Source organism: Pedococcus dokdonensis, assembly GCF_900104525.1.
In the GTDB taxonomy this organism is placed as follows: Bacteria; Actinomycetota; Actinomycetes; order Actinomycetales; family Dermatophilaceae; genus Pedococcus; species Pedococcus dokdonensis.
The window spans coordinates 646,965-670,939 of sequence record NZ_LT629711.1 but is presented as its reverse complement, the minus strand read 5'-3'; the positions used below and the strand labels follow the sequence as shown (position 1 = coordinate 670,939).

At 71.2% G+C, this 23,975-nt stretch carries 20 protein-coding genes and 1 pseudogene; 1 reads left to right on the top strand and 20 read right to left on the bottom strand.

Annotated features, from left to right (window positions below; all coding sequences use genetic code 11):
- Positions 1 to 14: 14 nt before the first annotated feature.
- The 10 genes and pseudogenes from BLQ34_RS03245 to BLQ34_RS19205 form a co-directional block, all read right to left on the bottom strand.
- The gene (locus BLQ34_RS03245; protein WP_091781431.1) at positions 15 to 779 is read right to left on the bottom strand and encodes a hypothetical protein; all 765 of its coding nucleotides are present in this window, start codon (positions 777 to 779) and stop codon (positions 15 to 17) included.
- Between the two features lie 129 nt (positions 780 to 908).
- Positions 909 to 1,076, bottom strand: coding sequence for a hypothetical protein (locus BLQ34_RS18670; protein ID WP_157692875.1), 168 nt, complete (start codon positions 1,074 to 1,076; stop codon positions 909 to 911).
- A gap of 226 nt (positions 1,077 to 1,302) precedes the next feature.
- Entirely contained in the window at positions 1,303 to 3,468 is a 2,166-nt protein-coding gene (locus BLQ34_RS03240) for an ATP-binding SpoIIE family protein phosphatase (RefSeq protein WP_091781428.1), read from the bottom strand.
- A gap of 94 nt (positions 3,469 to 3,562) precedes the next feature.
- Positions 3,563 to 5,731 carry a S9 family peptidase gene (locus tag BLQ34_RS03235; RefSeq protein WP_197674766.1) on the bottom strand — a complete coding sequence of 723 codons (2,169 nt, stop codon included), beginning with the start codon at positions 5,729 to 5,731 and terminating at the stop codon, positions 3,563 to 3,565.
- A gap of 21 nt (positions 5,732 to 5,752) precedes the next feature.
- Positions 5,753 to 9,273, bottom strand: a pseudogene (gene dnaE, locus BLQ34_RS03230) (DNA polymerase III subunit alpha).
- Positions 9,274 to 9,546: 273 nt separating this feature from the next.
- On the bottom strand, positions 9,547 to 10,611 hold the full coding sequence (locus BLQ34_RS03225) for a TolB family protein (RefSeq protein ID WP_091781425.1): 1,065 nt from the start codon (positions 10,609 to 10,611) through the stop codon (positions 9,547 to 9,549).
- Positions 10,611 to 11,144, bottom strand: a complete 534-nt coding sequence (locus BLQ34_RS03220; RefSeq protein WP_157692874.1) for an RNA polymerase sigma factor — start codon at positions 11,142 to 11,144, stop codon at positions 10,611 to 10,613. The genes BLQ34_RS03225 and BLQ34_RS03220 overlap by 1 nt, the downstream gene beginning before the upstream one ends.
- A 134-nt stretch (positions 11,145 to 11,278) precedes the next feature.
- Entirely contained in the window at positions 11,279 to 12,214 is a 936-nt protein-coding gene (locus BLQ34_RS03215; RefSeq protein ID WP_197674765.1) for an RluA family pseudouridine synthase, read from the bottom strand.
- Entirely contained in the window at positions 12,211 to 12,789 is a 579-nt protein-coding gene (lspA, locus tag BLQ34_RS03210; RefSeq protein ID WP_091781419.1) for a signal peptidase II, read from the bottom strand. The genes BLQ34_RS03215 and lspA overlap by 4 nt, the downstream gene beginning before the upstream one ends.
- Positions 12,762 to 13,142, bottom strand: coding sequence for a TraR/DksA family transcriptional regulator (locus tag BLQ34_RS19205; protein WP_231961422.1), 381 nt, complete (start codon positions 13,140 to 13,142; stop codon positions 12,762 to 12,764). Before BLQ34_RS19205 ends, lspA begins: the two co-directional genes overlap by 28 nt.
- On the opposite strand from BLQ34_RS19205, the gene BLQ34_RS19200 reads away from it, so the two are divergent.
- On the top strand, positions 13,111 to 13,656 hold the full coding sequence (locus BLQ34_RS19200) for a hypothetical protein (RefSeq protein WP_231961421.1): 546 nt from the start codon (positions 13,111 to 13,113) through the stop codon (positions 13,654 to 13,656). The genes BLQ34_RS19205 and BLQ34_RS19200 overlap by 32 nt on opposite strands.
- A 216-nt stretch (positions 13,657 to 13,872) precedes the next feature.
- Here the strand turns inward: BLQ34_RS19200 and BLQ34_RS03200 are convergent, their stop codons facing one another.
- The 10 genes from BLQ34_RS03200 to ftsW all read right to left on the bottom strand — a co-directional run bounded on the left by BLQ34_RS03200 (position 13,873) and on the right by ftsW (position 23,974).
- On the bottom strand, positions 13,873 to 15,171 hold the full coding sequence (locus tag BLQ34_RS03200) for a DivIVA domain-containing protein (RefSeq protein ID WP_091789177.1): 1,299 nt from the start codon (positions 15,169 to 15,171) through the stop codon (positions 13,873 to 13,875).
- 117 nt (positions 15,172 to 15,288) lie between these two features.
- A complete protein-coding gene (locus BLQ34_RS03195) occupies positions 15,289 to 15,579 on the bottom strand; it encodes a YggT family protein (protein ID WP_091781414.1) in 291 nt (96 codons plus the stop codon).
- Positions 15,580 to 15,647: 68 nt separating this feature from the next.
- A complete protein-coding gene (locus BLQ34_RS03190) occupies positions 15,648 to 16,127 on the bottom strand; it encodes a cell division protein SepF (RefSeq protein WP_091781411.1) in 480 nt (159 codons plus the stop codon).
- Between the two features lie 91 nt (positions 16,128 to 16,218).
- Positions 16,219 to 16,935 carry a YggS family pyridoxal phosphate-dependent enzyme gene (locus BLQ34_RS03185; RefSeq protein WP_091781408.1) on the bottom strand — a complete coding sequence of 239 codons (717 nt, stop codon included), beginning with the start codon at positions 16,933 to 16,935 and terminating at the stop codon, positions 16,219 to 16,221.
- Complete coding sequence (pgeF, locus tag BLQ34_RS03180) at positions 16,932 to 17,657, bottom strand: peptidoglycan editing factor PgeF (RefSeq protein WP_091781405.1); 726 nt, start codon at positions 17,655 to 17,657, stop codon at positions 16,932 to 16,934. Before pgeF ends, BLQ34_RS03185 begins: the two co-directional genes overlap by 4 nt.
- A gap of 66 nt (positions 17,658 to 17,723) precedes the next feature.
- Complete coding sequence (ftsZ, locus tag BLQ34_RS03175; protein WP_091781402.1) at positions 17,724 to 18,971, bottom strand: cell division protein FtsZ; 1,248 nt, start codon at positions 18,969 to 18,971, stop codon at positions 17,724 to 17,726.
- A 359-nt stretch (positions 18,972 to 19,330) separates the two neighbouring features.
- Positions 19,331 to 20,098: an FtsQ-type POTRA domain-containing protein gene (locus tag BLQ34_RS03170; RefSeq protein WP_091781399.1), complete on the bottom strand. Its 768-nt coding sequence runs from the start codon at positions 20,096 to 20,098 to the stop codon at positions 19,331 to 19,333.
- Positions 20,095 to 21,555 carry a UDP-N-acetylmuramate--L-alanine ligase gene (murC, locus tag BLQ34_RS03165; protein ID WP_091781396.1) on the bottom strand — a complete coding sequence of 487 codons (1,461 nt, stop codon included), beginning with the start codon at positions 21,553 to 21,555 and terminating at the stop codon, positions 20,095 to 20,097. The genes BLQ34_RS03170 and murC overlap by 4 nt, the downstream gene beginning before the upstream one ends.
- Positions 21,552 to 22,691 carry an undecaprenyldiphospho-muramoylpentapeptide beta-N-acetylglucosaminyltransferase gene (gene murG, locus BLQ34_RS03160; RefSeq protein ID WP_091781376.1) on the bottom strand — a complete coding sequence of 380 codons (1,140 nt, stop codon included), beginning with the start codon at positions 22,689 to 22,691 and terminating at the stop codon, positions 21,552 to 21,554. The genes murC and murG overlap by 4 nt, the downstream gene beginning before the upstream one ends.
- A complete protein-coding gene (gene ftsW, locus BLQ34_RS03155) occupies positions 22,691 to 23,974 on the bottom strand; it encodes a putative lipid II flippase FtsW (protein WP_091781373.1) in 1,284 nt (427 codons plus the stop codon). The genes murG and ftsW overlap by 1 nt, the downstream gene beginning before the upstream one ends.
- Position 23,975 lies beyond the last annotated feature (1 nt).

Genomic DNA, 23,975 nt, shown 5'->3' with positions numbered 1-23,975 from the left:
GTATGCCGGGTGGCTCAGAAACCGCCCATGTCCCCACCGCCGAAGTCGCCACCGCCGAAGCCGGAGTCGAAGCCACCAGAGTCGAAGCCTCCGTCAGCGGTGTCGTTGCCCGAGCCGTCGCCCGCGTCAGACCCGTCGGCTCCGGAGCCGTCATCCGAGCCGTCGTCACCGGAGTCCCCACCTGCGTCACCAGTCGAGTCACCCGCAGCCGCGGCCTCCGGCGAGCTGTCGTAGCCGTCGAACAGCGCGTCGGCGATGGCCGACCCGATGACGACCCCGGCGATGGTGCCCATCATCGAGCCCATGATCGTCCCGCCCATGCCGAACCCCCCGGCACCTGCGCCGCCGGCGAACCGACCACGGCTGAAGGCCTGCTCGAGGTAGCCCGGCTGGCGCAGCTCGGCGCGGGTGGCCGCCCGCGCCATCGACTGCGGGTCGTCGGTGGGTGCCGCCTCGCCCGCCGGCAGGCCAGCCGAGAGCTCGGCCAGGACCTGCTGCCGCTGTTCGGGAGCCAGCCGGGCGAACGCCTCGGCATGCACCTGCTCCAACGACTCCGGCGGCGCGGTGCGCAACAGGTAGCGGTAGCGCGCAATCGCTCGCTCGTCCTCGGATGCCGGCGGCTGACCTGCCGGGGCCCGCGAACCGGCCACGGGGGACGAGACAGGTGCGGGCGCGGCGGGTGCCGGTCGAGCCGGGGGTGACTCGGCGGTATACCCGCTGTGGGCAGGTGACTGGGTCTGCAACGGCTCGCGGCCGAGCAGTCGGTCGAGGAAGCCCATCTCGCACACTCCGGGACGCGGCGGGCCCGGATGGCCCGCGGTCCCACCACCCTGCAGGGCGGACGGCTACCGCGCAACGGCGGTGCCGTCGACGGGTGGGCCGAGGCAGCGAGGTCTGACGGGCCGGCGTCAGGCCTGCGACGAGGGAGCGGCCACAGGAGCGTTGGCCGCCTCGGCCGTCGGTCCGGTCGTCGCGGTGAGGGCGGTGGAGCCGACACCGTCGCGCTGGTCGAGGGCGGAGACGTCACCGTCCATCAGGGGGACGAAGCGATCGAGCAGCTGCTGCCACATACCCATCCGGCCCTTCCGTTCCCGGGCCGGTCGTCCACTGGATCGACCGGCGTCGTTGCCGTCGTTCTGACGCGCAGCATGAACGATGCCGGACCGTTCGTGGTGATGGCGCGCCGCAGCAGCACGTCTCATTCGTTGGTCGGCCAGGGATGGCCGAACGGCTGAGCGGACACGGCGGACCAACCAGTTCCAACCACCACGAGTCGGACACTTGGCGCGCATCGGCTCGGGTTCAGGTGGTCCAGCCACCCGCGGGCGCACCCGTCTCGGCGACCTCCACCACGACCTCGAACCACACGGTGGTGCCGGCTGACGTGCGGTGCGCGCCGAACGCGTCGGCGATGGCCCGCACGAGTGACAGGCCGCGCCCGCGAACCGCCATGGTGTCGGCCCCGGTGAGCAGCGGCTCGCCACGGTTGCCGCTGTCGGCGACGGTGACCGCCACGATCCCGGTGTCGAGGTCCATCGTGAGGTGGGACTCGGTGCCGGCGTGCAGCACGGCGTTGGTGATCAGCTCGGAGATCCCGGTGACGATGGTGTGCTGGTCGCCGTCGTCGACCTCCCACTCGGCCAGCTGCTCACGCGCCCAGTCGCGCGCGGCCCGCACCGACTCGGGCATGGGCGGCACCACGATGGCCGAGCGGCGGTGCCCCGCGGGCGAGCGGCCGATCGCGAGGACCGCGCAGTCGTCCTCCTGCCCGGAGCTCTGCAGCATCGCATCCATGATGTGGTGCGCCACACTGCGCGGGCTGCCCGGCGGCAGGTCGGCAAGGATCTCGAGCAACCGGGCCTCTCCCTGGTCGAGGGCCTCCCCCCGACGTTCCAGCAAACCGTCGGTGAAGCCGACGAGCATGTCGCCCACCTCGAGGCTCAGGTGGTGGGCCGGGCGCACGCCCTCGATGCCCAGGGGCGGGCCCACGGGCATCTCGACGAGGGTGCCGCGCGGGCGACCGTCCTGGCGTGAGGCCCGCCCGAAGAGCAGTGCCGGCAACGGATGACCAGCGCTCGCCAGCACCATCTCGCCACTGTCGGGGTCGACCGCTCCGTAGAGCATCGTGACGAACAGCTCACCACCGAACGCCATCCCGGGTCGGGCGCGTTGCGTGCCGAGCGGCATCGACGCCGGCCACAGCGCATCGAGGTCCCAGACCACGCGGTCGAGGGCAGCCATCACCGAGCTGGGGTCGCTGTCGGTGAGCGCCGCGCCCCGCACGGCAGCGCGCACCTGTCCCATCACCGTGGCGGCCATGACTCCCCGCCCCACGACGTCGCCGATGACGAAGGCCAGCCGACCGTCGGGCAGGAAGAACGAGTCGTAGAAGTCGCCCCCGGCGACGGTGCCCTCGGAGACCGGTTCGTAGCGGGCCGCGATGCTGATGGCGTCGGACTGCGGCAGGTTCGGCGGCAGCAGGGTCCGTTGCAGCAGCTCCGCCGTGGTGCGCTCGGCGTCGTAGACGACCGCCCGACCGAGCGCGTCACCCACCAGGTCGCGGAACGGCGCCATCACCGCGACCACGTCGTGGGGCACGGGCGCGGCCTCGCGCTGGATCACCAGCGCCGCCTGGCCACGGCCGGCCCGGAACGGGACCGCCACGACCTCGCCGTTGTCCGAGAGGTAGGGCTCTCCCCGAGCGATGGCCTGGGCGATGATCGACGCCATGTCCTCGCCGAGCTCGGACCAGATGAGGGGCAGCCGCTCCTCGTCGGGCGAGAGCTGCTCGATGCGGTGCCGTCGCGCCATCCGCCACGACGACGGCGATGGCGACGGGAGGCACATCGAGACGGACAAGCCGTCGAACGCCACCATTGCCTGGCGCAGCACCACCTTGCACACGTCGTCGACGGTGACCGCCACCGCCAGCAAGGCGGCCAGCCTGGCGACCGCGCGGGCCCGGCCGATCGCGCTGGTGGTCTCGACGATCACGTGCAGGACGGCCAGCACCTCACCGTCCGCACCCAGGACGGGCGAGCCGCTGCGCAGGTAGTAGCCGACGTCGTCATCAGCACCGCCGGCGGTCCAGGCACCGTTCGACGTCGCCCGCCGGCCGCGCTCGAGGCGCAGCTCGACGCCCTCGTCGAGGAAGGGTTCCGCCTCGGCGTAGGCGCGCTCGAACAGCGCGCCCACCTTCGGGTCGTCCCACACCTCTGCGACCACCTTGCGGGCCGACTGGCCGAAGGCCGCCGGGTGCTTGGCACCCAGCAGGTCACGGAAGGCGTCGTTGTAGAGCATCGTGAAGTCCCGCCCACACAACAGCGCGACCGGCAACGGGCACTCGACCGCGATCTCCCACGCGGCCTCGAGCTGGGGCGGCCACAGCGCCCGGGGGCCGAGCGGCGTCGCCGACCAGTCGCTGTGCGCAGCGAGGCGCCGCGCCTCACGCGTCCGGGCTTCACCCACGCAGTCCGCCTCTGTCCGCCGTCGTTGTCGAAAGCGCTCGCTCTACGACAAAGGGTATGGCCCAGACCCTTGGTACGAGGCGGTCATACGTCACTCAATCCGAAGAGATCTTCCCCGGGACCTTTCCCGCGACCTTGTCCCGCGCGCCGGCCTGGTCGAGCAGGAAGGCCCACTCCCACGCCACCTGGCGCCACGCGTCATACCGTCCGCTCTTGCCGCCGTGGCCCGCAACCATCTCGGTGCGCAGCAGCACCGGGCGCTGCGCAGGGTCGCTCGTCGTGTGCTCGCGCAGGCGCGCGACCCACTTCGCGGGCTCGGTGAAGAACACGCGAGTGTCGTTGAGCGAGGTGGTGGCGAGCACGGCTGGGTATGCCGCGTCGCGCACGTTCTCGTAGGGCGAGTAGGACTTCATGTAGGCGTAGACCTCGGCGTCCTCGAGTGGGTTGCCCCACTCCTCCCACTCCACCACGGTCAGCGGCAGGCTCGGGTCGAGGATGGTGGTGAGGGCATCGACGAAGGGCACGGCCGCGTGCACGGCCCGGAACCGCTCCGGGGCCAGGTTGACGGCAGCGCCGATCAGCAGGCCACCAGCCGAACCGCCTTCTGCCACCAGGCGATCCGGGGCCACCCAGCCGCTGTCGACGAGGTGGGCAGCACACGTGACGAAGTCGGTGAAGGTGTTGGTCTTGGACGCCAGCTTGCCGTTGTCGTACCAGGACCGGCCCATCTCGCCGCCGCCACGGACGTGGGCGATGGCGTAGACGAAGCCGCGCTCGAGCAGCGAGAGCCGGGCGACCGAGAAGTAGGGGTCGGAGGAGATCTCGTAGGAGCCGTAGGCGGACAGCAGGCCGGGGTGGCTGCCGTCGGGCTGCGACCCCACCGGGAAGACCAGCGACATCGGGATCCGGGTGCCGTCGGCGGCGGTCGCCCACTCACGGCGCTGTTCGTACTGTGCCGGGTCGTAGCCACCCAGCACGGGCTGGCGCTTGAGCAGCTCGAAACCGCGCGTCGTCACGTCGTAGTCGAACACCGTCTTGGGCGTGACCAGCGACTCGAAGACCACCTGCAACCTCGTGGTGGCACTCTCGGGGTTGTCGCCCAGCCCGACCGAGTAGACGGGTTCGTCGAACCGCAGGTCGTGGTGCTCCCCGAAACCACTGGGCTCCCCGGGTGCGCGCTGGATCACCCGCAGGGCGGTCAGCCCCTCACGACGCAACGAGAGCACGGCGACGTCGTCGAAGGCGTCGATGCCCTGGAACCGCTCGCCCGGTTGGGAGCGCATCATCGGCTGCCACTGGTCGGCGGACGTGGCGTCGATCGGCGCCCAGGCCAGGTCGGAGTCGATCGAGTCGGCGTTGTGCACGATCAGCAGCCGGTCACCGGCGGGCTCGACGTCGTACTCGACACCCTCACGCCGCGGGGCGACGACACGGAACTCACCGGTCGGGTCGCCGGCGTCGAGGAGCCGCACCTCCGAGGTGGTCTTCGAGCCCAGTCCGATCATGATCCAGCGGTCGTCGCGTGACGACCCGACCCCCATCCAGAACCGCTCGTCGTCCTCCTGGTGGACGAGGACGTCGTCCTCCGTGGGGGCGCCCACCTCGTGCCGCCAGACCTGGTGGGGACGCCAGGTCTCGTCGACCCGGGTGTAGAACACGAACCGGCCGTCGAGGGAGAACACGCAGCCGTAGCCGATGCGGTCGACCGCGGTGTCGACGAGCTCGCCGGTGCGCAGGTCCTTGACCCGCAACGAGAACCGCTCGTCGCCCTCCGTGTCGACGGCATACGCGAGCCACTGGTGGTCGGGGCTGACGGTCAGGGCGCCGAGGGAGAAGAACTCGTGGCCGTCCGCCTCCGCGTTGGCGTCGAGCAGGACCTGCTCCCCCTCGATGGGCACGTCCGGCGCGGGCATCGGGCGCGGCGCCCCCTCCACCCGGGCCGTGCGGCACTCGACCGAGTACTGCTTTCCCTCGAAGCTGCGGGAGTAGTACCACCAGGGTCCGCTCGCCACCGGCACCGACAGGTCGGTTTCCTGGGTCCGGGACCGGATCTCCTCGAAGACGGCGTCGCGCAACGGTTGCAGGTCGGCCGTCACCGCCTCGGCGTAGGCGTTCTCGGCCTCGAGGTGGGCCCGCACCGCAGGGTCGTCCTTGTCGCGCAACCACTCGAACGGGTCGACCACGACGTCGCCGTGGTGCTCGCGGGTGCTGTCGCGGTGCTCCACCCGCGGCGGGGTGGGCAGGTTTGCCTCGGGCGTGGTCACGGTCGCACCCTACGTGGTGGGTCAGCCGGCCAGGCAGCGCGGGCCGAGGATCACCTTGAGGTCACCGAACAGCGCCTCGGTGGCGTTCACCCGGTAGGAGTCCTCCAGCCGCATCAGCACCGACCGCCCGGGCTGGCTGAGCCGCACGTGCACCTCGGTCGACCCCGGGTGCGAGGAGAGCACGGACTTGAGCTCCTCGACCTTGGTCTGGGTGGCGCGGTTGGTGTCGATGGTGACGACGACCGGCCCGCGCGGCCCCTCGGAGATGTCGGGCAGCGTGAGGTCGGACGCGAAGATCGTCGGGGTGTCGTCACGCCGGTTGACCCGGCCCTTGACCACGACGACCGCGTCGTGCGTCAGTGCGTGCTGGACGGTCAGGTAGGCACTGGGGAAGAACAGGCACTCGATGGCACCCTCGAGGTCCTCCACCGTGACGATCGCCCAGAGGTCGCCCTTCTTGGTGCGCTTGACCTGCAGCCCGGTGATCAGCCCCGCGATGGTGACGTTGGCACCCTCGGGCTTGCCGTCCTCCCCCATCAGGCTCGCGATCGAGGTGTCGGCGTGCGAGCTCAGCACGTGCTCGATACCGAAGAGCGGGTGGTCGGAGACGTAGAGCCCGAGCATCTCGCGCTCGAACTGCAGCAGCGTCTTCTTGTCCCACTCGACGCCCGGGATGCTCGGCAGCACCGAGAAGTCGACCGACTCCCCCGCGGTCTCGTCGCCGAACGAGCCGAACAGCGAGTCCTGACCGATCGCCTCCTGGCGCTTGATGTCGACGAAGTTGTCGACGTAGTCCTCGTGGACGCGGTAGAGACCCTGGCGCGACTCCTGCAGGCCGTCGAACGCGCCGGCCTTGATCAGCGACTCGATGGTGCGCTTGTTGCAGACGACGGCCGGGCACTTCGAGAGGAAGTCCTTGAACGAGGTGAACCGGCCCTTCTCCTCGCGGGCGGCCACGATCGCCTCGACGACGTTGTGGCCGACGTTGCGGATCGCCTGCATGCCGAACCGGATGTCGGTGCCCACGGCCGCGAACCGGGCCACCGAGTCGTTGACGTCGGGGGCAGCACCTTGATGCCCATCCGCCGGCACTCGCCGAGGTAGAGCGCCGACTTGTCCTTGTCGTCGCCGACGCTGGTCAGCAGCGCCGCCATGTACTCGGCCGGGTAGTTGGCCTTGAGGTAGCCGGTCCAGTAGGAGACCAACCCGTAGGCCGCGGTGTGCGCCTTGTTGAACGCGTAGTCGGAGAACGGCACCAGCACGCCCCACAGGGCCGCGATCGACGCCTCGTTGAAGCCCTTGGCCTTCATCCCCTCGGAGAAGGGGACGTACTCGGCGTCGAGGACCTCCTTCTTCTTCTTGCCCATCGCCCGGCGCAGCAGGTCGGCGTTGCCGAGGGTGTAGCCCGCGAGCTTCTGGGCGATCTCCATCACCTGCTCCTGGTAGATCACCAGGCCGTAGGTGGTGCCGAGGATCGGGTCGAGCGCGTCGATCATCTCCTGCTGGAGCTTGCCGGCCAGCTGCGGGTCGAGCGGGGTGAGCTCCTGCTTGCCGTTCTTGCGCAGGGCGAAGTTGGTGTGCGCGTTGACACCCATCGGCCCGGGTCGGTAGAGGGCGAGAGCCGCCGAGATGTCCTCGAAGTTGTCGGGCTGCATGAGCTTGAGCAGGGTGCGCATGCCGCCACCGTCGAGCTGGAACACCCCGAGGGTGTCACCGCGGGCCAGCAGGTCGAAGGTCGCCTTGTCGGTCATGTCCTTGGACAGCGCGTCGAGGTCGATGTCCTCGCCGCGGTTGGCCTGCACGTTGTCGATGGCGTCGTCGAGGATGGTGAGGTTGCGCAGGCCGAGGAAGTCCATCTTGACCAGGCCGAGCGCCTCGCAGCTCGGGTAGTCGAACTGGGTGATGACCTGACCGTCCTGGAGCCGGCGCATGATCGGGATGACGTCGATCAACGGCTCACTCGACATGATGACACCGGCCGCGTGCACGCCCCACTGGCGCTTCAGCCCCTCGAGGCCGAGCGCGGTGTCGACGATCTCCTTGAAGTGCGGCTCGGTCTCGACCAGGGCCCGGAAGTCGCCACCCTCGTTGTAGCGCTTGTGCTCCTTGTTGTAGATCTCGCTGAGCGGCACGCCCTTGCCCATGACGTCGGGCGGCATCGCCTTGGTGAGCTGCTCCCCCACGACGAACGGGTGGCCCATCACCCGGGCGGCGTCCTTGACGGCCTGCTTGGCCTTGATCGTGCCGTAGGTGACGATCTGCGCGACCCGGTCGGCGCCGTACTTGTCGGTGACGTACTTGATCACCTCGCCCCGCCGGCGCTCGTCGAAGTCGACGTCGAAGTCGGGCAGCGAGGGACGCTCGGGGTTGAGGAACCGCTCGAAGATCAGGCCGTGCGGGATCGGGTCGAGGTCGGTGATCTTCATCGCGTAGGCACACATCGACCCGGCCCCCGAGCCACGGCCCGGCCCGACCCGGATGCGGTTCTCCTTGGCCCAGTTGATGAAGTCGGAGACGACGAGGAAGTAGCCGGCGTAGCCCTTGGAGACGATGACGTCGGTCTCGAACCTGGCCTGCTGGGTGGCGTAGTCGGGGATCCCGCCCGGGAACCGCTCGGCCAGACCCCGCTGGACCTCCTTGACGAACCAGGACTCCTCGTTCTCCCCCGGCGGGCAGGGGAACCGCGGCATGTAGCGGCCCTCGTCCTCGGTGAACGAGATGTCGCACATCTCGGCGATCAGCAGCGTGTTGTCACAGGCCTCCGGCAGCTCGCGCCAGGTGTGCCGCATCTCGGCCGGGCTCTTGAGGTAGAAGTCGTCGGCATCGAACTTGAACCGGTTGGGGTCCATCAGGGTCGAGCCGGACTGCACGCACAGCAGCGCCGAGTGCGCCTTCGCGTCGTCCTGGGTCGTGTAGTGCAGGTCGTTGGTCGCGACCAGCGGGAGGCCGAGCTCGCGGGCCAGCCGCAGCAGGTCCTTCTGGACCCGTCGCTCGATGTCGAGGCCGTGGTCCATCAGCTCGGCGAAGTAGTAGTCCTTGCCGAAGATGTCGCGGAAGTCCGAGGCCGCCTGCAGCGCCTCGCGGTACTGGCCGAGCCGCAGCCGGGTCTGCACCTCGCCCGAGGGGCAGCCCGTGGTGCCGATCAGCCCCTGGCCGTACTGGCCCAGCAGCTCGCGGTCGATGCGGGGCCACTTCGCGTAGACCTGGTCGAGGCTGGCCTGCGAGTCGAGCCGGAACAGGTTGTGCAGACCGTTGTTGTTGCGGGCCAGGAGCGTCATGTGGGTGTAGGCGCCCGAGCCGGAGACGTCGTCACCGGACTGGTGGTCCTCACCCCACTTGACCCGGGTCTTGTCGGTCCGGTGCGTGCCGGGGGTGACGTAGGCCTCCACGCCGATGATCGGCTTGACCCCCGTGCCCTGCGCCTTCTTCCAGAACTCGTAGGCGCCGAAGACGTAGCCGTGGTCGGTCGTCGCGAGCGCCGGCATCCCCATCTCGGCGGCCTTGGTGAACAGGTCACCGATCCGCGCCGCACCGTCGAGCATGGAGTACTCGGTGTGCACGTGCAGGTGGACGAACGAGTCGGTGCTGTTCGAACCACGCGGGGACTGGGAGCTCGTGCTGGAGGCGGCGGAGGAGGACATCGGGACGATCCTAAGCCTCGCCACCGACGCCCCCTCGGCGTGTCGGGAGCCGTGTCGCGGCGGGTTTCCGCCGCCTCAACGAAGCGACGCCGACGGTATGCCGCGCGGCCCGTTGGCCACGCGACACACCGACCCTGCTTCACCTGCCCGGGCACGTCCGGGCGGTCAGCGGCCTCACCCGGCGGGCCGCCACGCCACCGGTCCGCCGCCGGGGTGCCCGATGTCGGTCATCGTGCCGTCCAGGGTGACCGTGAACACCTGGAAGGGCTCGGCCGACATGGCGACGGCGAGGTGCCCGTCCGGGGACCAGTCCATCCCGGGGAGCACGCCACCGCACACGCAGTGCCCGAGCGTGGCGACCACACGGTCGCCGGAACCGTCCGAGGACACCGTCCGGAGCGAGATGTCGGCGTCGGCGGTCATGTCGTCGAACGCCGCCGCGCGGTGCACGTAGGCCAGCGTCCTCCCGTCCGGCGACCAGCGCGGCTCGGTCACCCACGCCTTCGCGCCGGGTCGCGCCACGACCTCTGGCGACCGGCCGTCGAGGTCGACCGCCATCAGGGCCGGCTGACCTTCGACGGAGCCGGAGATCGCGACCCTCCCGGCACCGCTGACGTCCAGCCCGTCCACGACCCACCCGGACGGGACCGCCACCTGCGTCCAGCTTCCCGTCGAGACGTCGTACCGGCGCAGGCCACCCCCGCCCGAGGTGAGCACGCCCCGGCCGTCCGGCGACCACGTCACGGGACACGGGAAACGGCAGGGGCCGAGGGCCCGGTCCGCGCCCGACTGCTGGTCGAGCACCCGAACCTCGCCGTTGAACCGTCCCCCACCGGGCCTGGGACCCGGCGACCACACGTAGGCCAGCGACTGGCCATCCGGTGCGAAGCTCAGGGAGAGCAGCCCCGACGTCCCCGAGACGGGGACGTGCTCGATCGTGCCGCCATACGCCTGGGTCCGGCCTGTGCCCCCGGTCTGGAGGAGCAGCACCTCGCCACGAGCTGTGGGAGCGGTGCTGGGAGTCCCGGCGGGCAGCTGCGCCTTCTCGCGGCCGGGGCCCCAGAAGGCCACGGCCGTGATGACGGCCACGGCGAGGATCAGCGTGCTCGCACCGACCGTCATCCTGCGGCGGGACCTCGTGTGGTGCAGCTCGGTCAGCATGGCCATGGGTTCGACCTCCTTCTCAGTGGCTGCGCGGAGCTGCTGGGCAGCCGTCCGGGCCAGGTCGTCGACGGACATCACCGCTCCTCCCCTGCCGGACCCAGCCGCCGCGACAGCGACTCGCGCGCCCGGCTCAGGTGGACCTTCACCGAACCCTCCGACACCTCGAGAGTGGCGGCGACGTCGGCCACGGAGAGGTCGTAGAGGTAGTGCAGGGCCACCACCTGCGCCTGCCGCCTCGGCAGGGTGCGGACCAGGGCCCAGAAGGCCTCGTATTCGGGGCCGGTGGCCGTTGCAGCAGCCGACCTCGTGCGACTCAGGGCCCGGAGCTCGGCCAGCCGTCGGCGAAACTGCGAGACGGCCATGTTGGCGCAGGTCCGGCGCACCCACGCCTCGGGGTGCTCCAGGTCCCGGACGTACGGCCACCGTCGGTACGCCACGAGCATGGCCTCCTGCGCGATGTCCTCGGCGATCGCCGGCGGGCAGAGGCCACGCGCAAGCGCCACCAGCCCGGTGACCTCCCTGCGGTAGAAGTCCTCGTAGCCCACGGCCCCTCCGCGCACGAACGGGTCCGACAACCCGCTGCGGCGCTGGGCGACCTCGCCACTCACGTCATTCACAGACTGAGATCGCGCGAGGGGCCCTCCGGGGTTGACATCACTCCCGGACTTCTTGCCACCGGTCGACCCGAGCCGCACGACTCAGGGTCTCAGTGATCGCACTCGCGGCGCAGTCCCAGCGACGGTCAGAGGCGGTCGAGCGCCTGCGCGAGGTCGGCCGGGTAGGGGCTCTCGAAGGTGACGTACTTGCCGGTGCCCGGGTGGTCGAAGCCGAGCCCGACGGCGTGCAGCCACTGCCGCTCGAGCCCGAGCCGCGCCGCGAGCCTGGGGTCGGCGCCATACGTGAGGTCGCCCGCGCACGGGTGGTGCAGCGCGGAGAAGTGCACCCGGATCTGGTGCGTGCGGCCGGTCTCGAGGTGGATGTCGAGCAGGGAGGCGGCCCGGAAGGCCTCGATCACCTCGTAGTGGGTGACGCTGGGCTTGCCCTTCTCCATCACCGCGAACTTGTAGTCATGGTTGGGGTGCCGGCCGATCGGTGCGTCGATGGTGCCGACGACCGGGTCGGGCAGGCCCTGGACGAGGGCGTGGTACTTCTTGTCGACGCTGCGGCTGCGGAACGCCTGCTTGAGCACGCTGTAGGCGTACTCCGACTTCGCGACGACCATCAGGCCGCTGGTGCCGACATCGAGTCGGGACACGATGCCCTGGCGTTCGCTCGCCCCACTGGTGGCGATGCGGTAGCCGGCCGCGGCCAGCCCGCCCACGACCGTCGGGCCGGTCCAGCCGACGCTCGGGTGGGCGGCGACCCCCACCGGCTTGTCGACCACGACGAGGTCGTCGTCGTCGTGGATGATCGTCATGCCCGGCACCGGCTCGGCAATCACCTTGAGCGTGGGGCTCTGCTCACTGGCCGGCAGCGCGACCTCGAGGAGGTCACCCGCGCTGACCCGGTCGGACTTGCCGGCCGGCTTGTGGTTGACCTGGACGTCGCCGGCCGTGGCGAGGTCGGCGGCCTTGGTGCGAGAGACACCGAACAGGCGGGCAAGGGCGGCATCGACCCGCTCGCCCTCGAGCCCGTCCGGGACGAACAGAGTGCGGGCGCTGGTCAGGGAGTCGCTCATTCGGCGGCCTCGTGCCGTCCGTGGTGGGGGCGCCGCCCGTCGACACCGATCCCGCGCAACGCCAGCAGGGCGATCAGCAGGGCCGCGCCGACGATCGCGATGTCCGCGACGTTGCCGATGAAGAGGCCGAAGTAGTCGATGAAGTCGACCACGTGCCCCCGGCCCGGTCCGGGCTCGCGTGTCATCCGGTCGGTGAGGTTGCCGAGCGAACCGCCCAGCAACAACCCCAGCGCCCAGGCCCACCCACGGCTGCCGATCCGCCGGGCCGTCCGGATGATCACGGCGAGCACCCCGAACGCGATCACGGTCAGCACCCAGGTGGCGTTGTCGCCGATCGAGAAGGCGGCACCCGCGTTGCGGATCAGGTTGAGCCGAATCAGGTCGCTGACCACGTTGACCGGCGAACCGACCTCGAGGGACGCCAGCGCCCAGGCCTTGGTGGCCTGGTCGAGGGCGTAGGCGACGACAGCAGCGCCCACCATGAGCGCGAAGAGGGCGCGGCGCTCGCGTGCGGGTCGGGGGTCGGCGGGGGTCTCGTCGGCCGCGATCAGCGGCGCTCCTGCTTCGTCTTGCATGTCACGCATAGGGTCGCACGAGGAGCGGCCTGAAGGCGAAGTTTGCCGATCGGGTTGCCGCAGGACTCGCAGATGCCGTAGCTGCCGTCGTCGAGGCGCTCGAGGGCGTGCAGGTTCTGGTCGAGCATCTCGCGGGCGTTGTTGGCCAGCGAGATCTCCTGCTCGCGCTCGAAGGTCTTGGCCCCGGCATCCGCCTGGTCGTCGCCGGCACCGTCACCGGCGTCGCGCATCAGCCCGACCAGATCGGCCTCGGCCACCGAGATCTCCTGGCGCAGGTGCTCCACGTCGGACTCGATCTCGGCGCGGATCTCGCGGAGCTCCTTGGCGGTCCACGGCGACTCGTCGTCGCGCACCCGCAAGGAGCGCGGGGCCGTCCTGGTGGCGGCGCTGGTCTTCTTGGCGGGCGCGGCCTTCTTGGCGGGCGCGGCCTTCTTCGCGGGCGCGGCCTTCTTCGCGGGCGCGGCCTTCTTCGCGGGCGCGGCCTTCTTCGCGGGCGCAGCCTTCTTCGCGGGCGCAGCCTTCTTCGCGGGCGCAGCCTTCTTCGCGGGCGCAGCCTTCTTCGCGGGCGCAGCCTTCTTCGCGGGCGCAGCCTTCTTCGCGGGCGCAGCCTTCTTCGCGGGCGCAGCCTTCTTCGCGGGCGCCGCCTTCTTCGCGGGCGCCGCCTTCTTCGCGGGCGCCGCCTTCTTCGCGGGCGCCGCCTTCTTCGCGGGCGCCGCCTTCTTCGCCGGAGCCGCCTTCTTCGCCGGAGCCGCCTTCTTCGCCGGAGCCGCCTTCTTCGCGGGCACCGCCTTCTTCGCGGGCACCGCCTTCTTCGCGGGCGCGGCCTTCTTCGCCGGTGCAGACTTCGTCGCGGCTCTCGCCTTTTGAACCATGGTGTGTGCCCGGCCCCTCGGTCGCATGGCGCTCCCAGACGAGCGCTCACAGGTGCGGCGAGGATAAGCGCTGGACGCCGTGTACTCAACGTCAAAACACCATCGGTGCCGAATCCGTTGCAGCAGGACGGGTTCCGGGACGGACGAAGGACGCCCACCGCAGTGCGGTGGGCGTCCTTCGTGATGCTCCTGCCAGGTCCGGCCGAGGGGACTACTGGTCGGAGTGCTGCTCGCCCTCGTCCTGACCGTGGTCGTCGCCACCCTCGGACGGCTCGATCCCGGTCTGCTCGAGGTCGGCCAGCTGCTCCTCGATGTAGTTCTTGAGCCGCGCGCGGTAGTCGCGCTCGAAGGTGCGCAGCTCGTCGATCTTCTTCTCGAGCAGGTTCCGCTCGCGCGCCAGCTCCTCGAGGATCTGCGCCTTCTTCTGCTGCGCCTCGTGGACCATCCCGGTCGAGCGCTCCCGCGCCTCGGTGATCATCTGCTCGTGCTTCGTGGTCGCCTCGTTGACCAGCTCGTCGTGCCGGTTCTGGCCGGTGGCGATCAGCTCGTCGTGGCGCTGCTGGCCGACCGAGAGCAGCTCGTCGTGCTTGCTCTGCCCCTCGCCCACCAGCTCGTCGTGGCGAGCCTGCGCCTCGGAGATGAGGCGGTCGCGGGTCGACTCACCCTGGCCGACGTGCTCGTCGTGCAGCCGCTGAGCCATCTCGAGCAGGGCCGCCGCGCTGGCGCCACCGCCGGCCGCCGCGGCTCCGAGGGCCGCGGCCGGCGCCGCCGCCTGCTCGGCCGGGGCCGCCTGCTGCGCCGCCTGGTGCTGGGCCGCCTGCTCCTGGGCCGTCCGGGCCGCCTCGGTGGCCTGCTCCTGGGCGGCCTGGGCTGCAGCTGCCTGCTCCTGGGCGGCCTGGGCGGCTGCCGCATGCTGCTCGGCCTGCTGACGCGCCTCCGCCACCTGCCGCTGCACGTCCTCGGCCTGCTGCTGCGCCTCGGTCAGCCGCTGCTCCGCGAGGGCGGCGCGCTCCTCGGCCTCCTTGGCCCGCGCCTCGACCGCCTTCGCGCGTTCCTGCGCGCCCTTCTCGGTGTCGGAGATCCGACCCTGGGCGGACTGCTCGGCCTCGTCGGCCCGCGCCTGCGCGGTCTTCTCTGCCTCCTCGGCCTTGGCGTTCGCTGCCGCGATCCGCTCCTGCGCCGCCTTCTCCGCTTCGTCCACCTGGGCGGCGATCGCGGCGAGCCGGTCCTGCGCCTCGCGCTGCGCCTTGGCCTCGGCCTCCTGGGCCGCCTTGGCGTCCGCGGCCTTGGTGGCGGCAGCGTTGGGGTCGCTCTTGGCGACCGTCGGCATGCCCTTGGTCTGGCGGCACTCGTTCAGCTGGTCGCGGAGGTCGTCACCCTCCTTGACGATGCGGCGCATCTCGGCCACGACCTCGTCGAGGAAGTCGTCGACCTCCCGCTCGTCGTAGCCACGCCTGAACTGGGTCGGCGTGAAGTTCTTGTTGAGGACGTCCTCGGGCGTGAGCGTCATGTAGTCACCTCGGTTGGCTGGCATGAGCAGTGCAGGTCGAACAGCGATGCGGGTCAAGCATCCCAGAGTCTCGTGCAAAGGCTGGGTCAACGGCCAGCCTAGAGGATGCCGGCACTCCTAGAGGATGCTCATCAGCAGAGAGGTCCCGAAGAACAGGACCAGGAACGCGAGGTCGAGGCGCAGGGCTCCGAGCGTCAGCGGCGGGATGACCCGGCACAGCGCCTTCAGGGGCGGGTCCGTGATCGTGTAGAGCACCTCCGCGACCACCAGCAGGGCGCCACGCGGCCGCCATTCCCGGGCGAACGCCTGGACCCAGTCGAGGACCAGGCGGCCGAGCAGGATGACGAAGAAGAGGAAGACGGCGAAGCGGACGACGCTCGCGACGGGATTCTGACCCAACAGCTGCATGGGCTCACCCTGTCATGGCGCGCTGGGCGGTGGCTGTGCCGGGGGCCGGGCCGCGCTGTGGAGTGGGGTCAGCTCTGGTTGAAAAGGGCTCGCGCCGAGGTCGGAGCGGCGGGGCCCTCCTCGGCGGACACCTCGACGTGGGAGGGCGAGAGCAGGAACACCTTGGAGGTGACCCGCTCGATCTGGCCGTGCAGGCCGAAGACGAGACCGGCGGCGAAGTCGACGAGGCGCTTGGCGTCGGAGTCGTCCATGTCGGAGAGGTTCATGATGACCGGCGTCCCGTCGCGGAAGCTCTCGCCGATGTTCTTGGCCTCGTTGTAGGTGCGCGGGTGGATGGTGGTGATCCGGTTGAGGGCACCCACCTCCACGTCGCGGACCACTCGGGCGACGGGGGTGCGCTGCGGGAGCGGCGTCACGGCGGCCGATCGCTCCGCCGGTGCCTCCTGGCGGGCGGGCTCGTCGTAGTCGTAGTCGTCGTACCCGTCGTAGCGCTCGTCGTCCTCGGCGAGCCCGAGGTACACCATCGTCTTGCGCAGCGCCCCAGCCATGTGCGAGCTCCCTCTGGTTTCAGTGCGTGTGTGTCAGTGCCAGTGTGACTGGCGGGTGTCTGGTGCCAGACCGTCCACTTCGGGACTGAAGTTACCGGTGTGACTGTCGTGAACCGAGGATTGCGCTCCCGACACGCAGGTGTGTCGCGCCGTGCGCGACCGCCGCCTCGAGGTCACCGCTCATGCCCGCCGACACCCAGGTCGCCGTCGGATGCCTCTCCTGTATGCCGCGGGCCACCTCCCGGAGCCGGGCGAAGGCCAGGTGCGGGTCACCGCCGAGGGGCGCCACGGCCATCACCCCCCGCAGGTCGAGGTGCTCGCACTCGGCCACCAGGTCGGCGAGCGCAGCCGCTCCCCCGGGCTCGACGCCGCCGCGGTCAGGCGGCTCGTCGAGCGACACCTGGACCAGGACCCCGGGCCTCACGCCGTGCGAGGCCGCCGTCCGCTCGAGCGCCGTGACCAGCTTCGGCCGGTCGACGGACTGCACCACGTCGGCATACCGCACCACCGAGCCGACCTTGTTGCTCTGGAGCTGGCCGATGAAGTGCACCTCGAGCCCGGCCCGGTCCCGCAGCTCGGCCACCTTCGCCGAGGCCTCCTGGTCGCGGTTCTCGCCGATCGCCGTGACTCCGAGCTCCATCAGCAGGTCGACGTCGCTGGCCGGGAAGAACTTCGTCACCGCCACCAGCGAGACCTCCGAGGGGTTGCGTCCCGCGCTCTCGCACGCGGCGGCGATGCGGTCACGCACGCTGGCGAGGCGGCGCTCCAGCTCCTCGCGGCGGCCGTCGCGGCTCGCCCCGACGCTCACGACGCACCCGCCAGGACGACACCGGCATACCGTCCGGTGCGGCCGTCGCGCCGGTAGGAGAACAGTCGGTCGTCCTCCCGAGAACAGCCCGGAACCCAGTGCACGGCAACGTCATTCGCGGCCAGCTGCGCGACGACGCCGGCGGCGACGTCGATCGCCGGGGTGCCGGTCCACGACCGTGCCGACGACTCCGGCGCCACCGCGGCGGCAGCCGCCCGCAGCTCCTCGGGCACCTCGTAGCACCGCGCGCAGATGGACGGCCCCACCACGGCGGCGAGCTCCCGCGCCCCGAGCTCGCGCATCCTGGCCACCGCGACGTCGATGATCCCGGTGGTCATGCCGGGCCGCCCCGCGTGCACCGCGCCGACGACACCCGCCGCGACGTCGGCCAGCAGGACGGGAGTGCAGTCGGCGACCAGCACGGCCAAGGCCAGTCCGGGGGTGGCGGTCACGACACCGTCCGCGGGTGGCGGCCCAGCCGGCGCCCACGGACCATCGACCACCACGACGTCGGCGCCATGGCACTGCTGCATGAACAGGAGGTGGTCGCGCGGCACGTCCACTGCGGCGGCCAGGGCGCCGCGGTTCGCCTCGACCGCCTCGGGGTCGTCCCCGACGTGTCCGCCCAGGTTGAACGAGTCGAACTCGCCGACGCTGCGACCACCCTCGCGGTCGGTGAAGGCCCAGGACACTCGACCGGTCTGTTGGCGCCAGGAGAACACCGGCCCAACCTACGACAGGGGCGCCGGACCGCGATGGTCCGGCGTCCCCAGGCTGCGTGTGTCGTGCTACTTCAGGAAGTCGGGCACGTCCAGGTCGTCACCCTCGTCGAAGGTGACGGTCCGTGGCGGTCGACCGGCCGGCTCGCGCGGGGCGACCGGCTCTCGCTCAGCGGGCTCGGACGTCGTGACCGGACCCTCCTGCGCGACTGGCCGCTCGACCGGCGGCTGCGGCGCAGCCTGCGGCGCAGGGGTCGAGGGAGCTGCGGCGGCCGGCTGCGGCGTCGCCGCCGCGGACGCGGCCGGCTGGGCTGCGCGCTGCGACCCCTGGATCTGCCCGATGGCCCGGTCGTTGTCGCGCTTGAGCGGGGCACCACCGTCGAAGCCGGCGGCGATCACGGTCACCCGCACCTCGTCGCCGAGGGCGTCGTCGATGACGGCGCCGAAGATGATGTTGGCCTCGGGGTGCGCCGCCTCCTGCACCAGCCGGGCCGCCTCGTTGATCTCGAAGAGCCCGAGGTCGCTGCCGCCCTGGATCGACAGCAGCACACCGTGGGCTCCGTCGATGCTGGCCTCGAGCAGCGGGCTGGAGATGGCGAGCTCGGCCGCCTGCACCGCGCGGTCGTCGCCGCGCGAGGAGCCGATGCCCATCAGGGCCGACCCCGCCCCCTGCATGACCGACTTCACGTCAGCGAAGTCGAGGTTGATCAGGCCGGGCGTGGTGATCAGGTCGGTGATGCCCTGCACACCGGACAGCAGCACCTGGTCGGCCGACCGGAAGGCGTCGAGCATGCTGACCGTGCGGTCGCTGATCGAGAGCAGCCGGTCGTTGGGGATGACGATGAGGGTGTCGACCTCCTCGCGGAGGTTGGCGATCCCGCTCTCGGCCTGGTTGGCCCGACGCCGACCCTCGAAGGTGAAGGGGCGGGTCACGACACCGATCGTCAGCGCGCCCAGGCCCTTGGCGATCTTGGCGACGACCGGTGCACCACCGGTGCCCGTGCCACCACCCTCGCCGGCGGTCACGAAGACCATGTCGGCCCCCTTGAGGACCTCCTCGATCTCCTCGGCGTGGTCCTCGGCGGCCTTCTTGCCGACCTCGGGGTCGGCGCCGGCGCCGAGCCCGCGGGTGAGCTCGCGACCGACGTCGAGCTTGACGTCCGCGTCACTCATCAGCAGCGCCTGGGCATCGGTGTTGATGGCGATGAATTCGACGCCCTTGAGGCCGACCTCGATCATGCGGTTGATGGCGTTGACGCCACCACCGCCGATGCCGACGACCTTGATGACGGCCAGGTAGTTCTGCGGTGCTGCCACGACGGTGGGCCTCTCCTGAATGCGGTGCTCGGTGTGCTGCTGGGTGTGGTGCCGGGCTGGCGAATCTCGATGCGCGAGTGCGGGTTCCGGGGTCGTGGACTAGCCTCGACGTCTAGTTGAGGGTTACACCTCACCCACGATTCGGTGCCGCCGACGCTATGCGTCGGGTGGGTCGCAGGCAATCAGGTCGACCGCGTGTCGCAGCACGGATTCACCCGATTTCACGGTTTCTCCCGGCCCGGTTCGATCGGACCGTCACACCAGTCACACCAGTCACACCCGCCTCACACGCCCCATTCTGGCATGGGCGCGGAGAGCCGCTCGACGGTCCCGCTCGACGGTCCGGGTGGAGCGCGCAGTCACCGCGTGACGGGGGTGCTCGGGGCGCTCACGTCGATGAGCCTGGGATTGCTCCTGAGCAGCGCCGTCATGATCGCCAGCTTGCGCTCCGGCTCGTTCACCCCGCCCCACACGACCGAGGTCCGCCCGACCTTGAGGGTGACCAGGTTGGCGCTGCTCACGGTGACGTTGTCGACCCGCTTCTGCAGGGCGGCGGGCAGCACCTTGACCACGCTGACCGCGGCCGCCAGGGCGTCGGGTGACAGGGCCGCCTGGGTCGCGGCGTTCACGGTCGGCACGCCGGCCGGTGCGCGGCTCACGTGGGCATACGCGACCCCGGTCTCATCCACAACCTGTAGTTGACCTTGAGGGTTCTTCACCACGAGGAACGGCTGGCGCGGGCTCGCGTGGATGACCAGCGTGCTGGGCCACGACCGCTCGATCGACACGTCGGCGAGGGTGGCCCGCTCGGCCACCCGGGCCGCCACTGCGTCGCCGTCGACCCGGGCCAGCGGCACCCCGAGCGGCACCTTGGCCAACGACCGGATCGCGCTCACCTCGGAGTCGGGGACGCCGACCACCTCGACGCTGCGCACCGACAGCACCGGGCTGAAGCCGACCACCCACCCGAGCAACCCGAGCACGACCAGGACGGCCACGGCATACCCGAGCAGTCGCAGGGGGCGCTGACGGGCGTCGTGCGCCCGCCGCTGGAAGCGGGCCCGCGACGACGCGAGTCCGGTGCGTACGGCGCGCGGGGCACCGGAGGACCCCGGGTGCTGGCTCATGCCGACCCGTCGTCCTGACCGCGCTCCGCACCGAGGGCCCGCAGGACCTCCGGGCCGATCATCGTCACGTCCCCGGCCCCGACGGTCAGGACCAGGTCGCCCTCACGCGCCAGCGCGGCCACGTGGCCGGCCACGGCCGACCACGACGGGACGACCGTGACGTCGGCGTCCGGCCGGACCTCGCGCAGCGCGTCGGCGACCAGCTGCGACGAGACCCCGGGCATCGGGTCCTCCCGCGCGGCGTAGACCTCCATGAGGACGACCACGTCCGCCGGCGCCAGGGCGACGGCGAACTCCCGCGCGAAGTCGCGGGTGCGGGAGTAGAGGTGCGGCTGGAAGACCACGACCAGCCGGCCGTCACCGACCAGGTCGGCTCCGGTGCCGACCACGGCGGCCACCTTGCCCGGGTTGTGCGCGTAGTCGTCGACCACCGAGACGCCCGCTGCCGAGCCCTTGGGCTCGAACCTGCGCCTCGTGCCGGTGAACCCGAACAGCCCGTCGAGGACCCGGGTGGGGTCCTGACCCAGTCCGTCGACCGCGACCGTGTAGGCCGCCGCGGCGTTGAGCAGGTTGTGCCGGCCCGGGATGTTGATGCGCAGCACCCGGTCGACCCCGTCCGGCCCGGTGACGGTGACCCGCCCCATGAGGCCCCGGAACACCTCGTCGCGCAGGACCACGTCGGACTCCGGCGACCAGCCGTAGGTCAGCACGCGGGCACCCGCCGAGCGGGCGGCCTGGGCGAGCTCGCGGGATCCCTCGTCGTCCTGGCACGCGACGAGGAGCCCGCCCTCGACGATGCTCCCGGCGAAGGCGGCATACGCCTGCCTGACGCGCTCGAAGGTGCCGTAGAAGTCGAGGTGGTCGGGTTGGACGTTCGTGACGACGGCGACCTCGGGCCGGTAGACGAGGAACGAGCCGTCGCTCTCGTCGGCCTCGGCCACGAAGACGTCGCCGGTGCCCCAGTGGGCGTTGGTGCCGTGCTTGGCCAGCTCGCCGCCCGCGGCGAACGACGGGTCGACGCCGCAGTGCTGCAGGGCGACGGTGAGCATCGACGTGGTGGTGGTCTTGCCGTTCGCGCCGGCGATCGCGACGCGACGCGAGTCGGCCATGGTGCTGGCCAGCGCCTGCGCGCGGTGCAGGACCCGGAGCCCGGCCGCCCGGGCGGCGGCGAGCTCGACGTTGGACTCGCGGATCGCGGAGGACACCACGATGGTGTCCTTGCCCTCCACGTATGCCGCGTCGTGACCGACGTGGACCTCCGCGCCCTCCGCCGCGAGGGCGGCGAGGACGGGCGACTGCTTGGCGTCCGACCCGCTCACCGCGCACCCACGCGCCAGCATCACCCGGGCCACCCCGGACATCCCGGCTCCCCCGATGGCGATGAAGTGCACGGCCCCCAGCTCTCCCAGGGGAGGCACCGGCGCGGTGAAGTCGAAGCGGTCGTTCGAGCCGTTCATCGTTGACCTGGCCGCGAATTCTGTTGCCCCGCAAGGGATTCCGCGTAGGCGGCGGCGACCAGGTCGGCAAGCAGCTCGTCGGCGCCACGCTCCCCCGTCGACGCAGAGGCTGCTGCCATCGCGTCGAGCCGGTCGCGGTCGGAGACCAGCGGCACGAGGACGGCGTCGATCCAATCAGGCGTGAGGGCGGCGTCGTCCACCAGGAGTCCGCCGCCCGCCGCGACGACGTCGACCGCGTTGAACCGCTGCTCACCGTTGCCGATGGGCAGCGGCACGTAGACGGCCGGCAGCCCGACGGCGGTCAGCTCGCAGACCGTGTTGGCGCCGGCCCGGGCGACGACGAGGTCTGCCGCGGCGTAGGCGAGGTCCATCCGGTCGGCGTAGGGCGCCACGACGTAGGGGGCGCCCGGGCCCGCGCTGTCGGGGACGGTGAACTCCTTGCCGGCACCGGTCAGGTGCAGCACCTGCACGCCGGCTTCGCGCAACGCCTGCACGCGCGCCTCGAAGGCGGTGTTGAGGCGCTGGGCACCCAGCGAACCCCCGGTGACGAGCACCGTGGGCCACAGCGGGTCGAGCCCGAAGTGGGCAAGTCCTTCGGTGCGGGTGGCGGCCCGGTCGAGCTGGGCGATCTCGCGCCGCAAGGGCATGCCGATGGCGGTCGCGTGGGCCAGCTTCGTGCTGGCGAAGGTGGTCGCCACGAAGTGCGTCATGCGGGCGCCCAGGCGGTTGGCGATCCCGGGTCGGGCGTTCTGCTCGTGCACGACGACCGGTACGCGGCGCCGTCGGGCGGCGAGGTAGGCGGGGGTCGAGACGTAGCCACCGAACCCGACGACCACCTGGGCGCCGGACTCGTCGATCGCGCGCTCGGCCGCCGCGACGGCGGCCCGCAGGTTGCCGGGCAGGCGCAGCAGGTCGGCCGAGGGGCGGCGCGGCAGCGGCACCTTGGGGACGGTCAGCAGCGGGTAGCCCCGCTCCGGGACGAGGCGCGCCTCGAGCCCGGTCTCGGTGCCGAGCGCGGTGACCCGGACCTCGGGGTCGCGGCGACGCAGGCAGTCGGCCAGTGCGAGCAGGGGCGAGACGTGGCCAGCCGTCCCACCACCGGCCAGCAGGACCGACGAGGGGGTGTCAGCAGGCATCAGCGACGTCCCCGACGCCCCGGCAGCACAGCGAGTGACCGGCGCACCACGGAGGGCTTGGCCGAGAGCGCCTCACGGCAGCCGGGTTCCTGCCGCGCGAACGAGAGCAGCATGCCGAGCGCGAACATCGTGGTCATCAGGGACGACCCGCCGTAGGACACCAGCGGCAACGGCACGCCGATCACGGGGAGGAGACCGATCACCGCGCCGATGTTGATGGTGGCCTGGCAGACGATCCAGGCCATCACGCCGGCCGTCGCGATTCGCACGAAGGTGTCGTTGGTGCGCAGCACGATCCGGTAGCAGACCAGCGCCAGCGCGCAGAACAGCCCGAGCAGGACGAGCGTGCCCGGCAGCCCGAGCTCCTCACCGAGGATCGCGAAGATGAAGTCGTTGTGGGCCTCCGGGAGCCACTGCCACTTCTCGCGGCTGGCGCCCAGGCCGACGCCCCACCAGCCACCGTCGGCCAGCGCGTAGCGGCCGTGCAGGGTCTGGCGGTAACCGCCGTAGGGGTTGGTGTCCTTGCCCAGCCACACGTCGAACCGCTGGAGGCGGTTGGCGCTGGTGAGCACCATGGTCACGGCCAGTGCACCGAAGAGGGCGCCGCCGTAGACGAACATCCGGCGCGGCACCCCGGCCGCGAACAGCAGTGCCGCGACGATGCCGCCCATCACCATCACGGTGCCGAGGTCGTGGCCGAGGAGCACCAGACCGATCGTCACGGCAGCCACGGGGACCAGGAACGGGATGATGACGTGGCGCAGCCGTCCGAGCAGCTTGCGCTTGGCGGTGAGCACCGTGGCCCCCACCAGGACGAGCCCGACCTTGGCGAACTCCGAGGGCTGCAGCGAGATCGGGCCCAGCGCCAGCCAGTTGCGGTTGCCGTTGACCGAGACACCGAGCGGGGTGAACACCAGCAGCTGGAGGAACAGCGCACCGACCAGAATCGGCAGGGACAGCGCCTTCCAGACCCGCAGCGGGACGCGGGACGCAACGATGATCGCCACGGCGCCCATCGCCGCGAACTGCAGCTGCTTGCGGAAGAACACGTAGGGGGTCGCGTTGTCGGTCTGCACGAGCGACTTCACCGACGAGGCCGAGAGCACCATGATCAGCCCGATCACCACGAGCACCACGGTGACGCTGAGCAGGACGTAGTAGCTGGTCACCGGGGAGTCGAGTCGCTGGAACCAGCCCCCGAACCGCCCGGGTGCGTCGGTCGAGCCGTCCGCGGCGCGCGACGCGGTCCGCGCCCGGGCGGGTGCGGCGGTGGCGCTGCTCACG

Excerpts from the sequence above, each read along its gene's own strand:
- BLQ34_RS03245 (WP_091781431.1), bottom strand. The coding sequence starts at position 779 with ATGGGCTTCCTCGACCGACTGCTCGGCCGCGAGCCGTTGCAGACCCAG.
- BLQ34_RS18670 (WP_157692875.1), bottom strand. The coding sequence starts at position 1,076 with ATGGGTATGTGGCAGCAGCTGCTCGATCGCTTCGTCCCCCTGATGGAC.
- BLQ34_RS03225 (WP_091781425.1), bottom strand. The coding sequence starts at position 10,611 with ATGTCCGTCGACGACCTGGCCCGGACGGCTGCCCAGCAGCTCCGCGCA.
- BLQ34_RS03215 (WP_197674765.1), bottom strand. The coding sequence starts at position 12,214 with ATGAGCGACTCCCTGACCAGCGCCCGCACTCTGTTCGTCCCGGACGGG.
- lspA (WP_091781419.1), bottom strand. The coding sequence starts at position 12,789 with ATGCAAGACGAAGCAGGAGCGCCGCTGATCGCGGCCGACGAGACCCCC.
- BLQ34_RS03200 (WP_091789177.1), bottom strand. The coding sequence starts at position 15,171 with ATGACGCTCACGCCCGAGGACGTCCTCAACAAGAACTTCACGCCGACC.
- BLQ34_RS03195 (WP_091781414.1), bottom strand. The coding sequence starts at position 15,579 with ATGCAGCTGTTGGGTCAGAATCCCGTCGCGAGCGTCGTCCGCTTCGCC.
- BLQ34_RS03190 (WP_091781411.1), bottom strand. The coding sequence starts at position 16,127 with ATGGCTGGGGCGCTGCGCAAGACGATGGTGTACCTCGGGCTCGCCGAG.
- BLQ34_RS03170 (WP_091781399.1), bottom strand. The coding sequence starts at position 20,098 with ATGAGCCAGCACCCGGGGTCCTCCGGTGCCCCGCGCGCCGTACGCACC.
- murC (WP_091781396.1), bottom strand. The coding sequence starts at position 21,555 with ATGAACGGCTCGAACGACCGCTTCGACTTCACCGCGCCGGTGCCTCCC.
- murG (WP_091781376.1), bottom strand. The coding sequence starts at position 22,691 with ATGCCTGCTGACACCCCCTCGTCGGTCCTGCTGGCCGGTGGTGGGACG.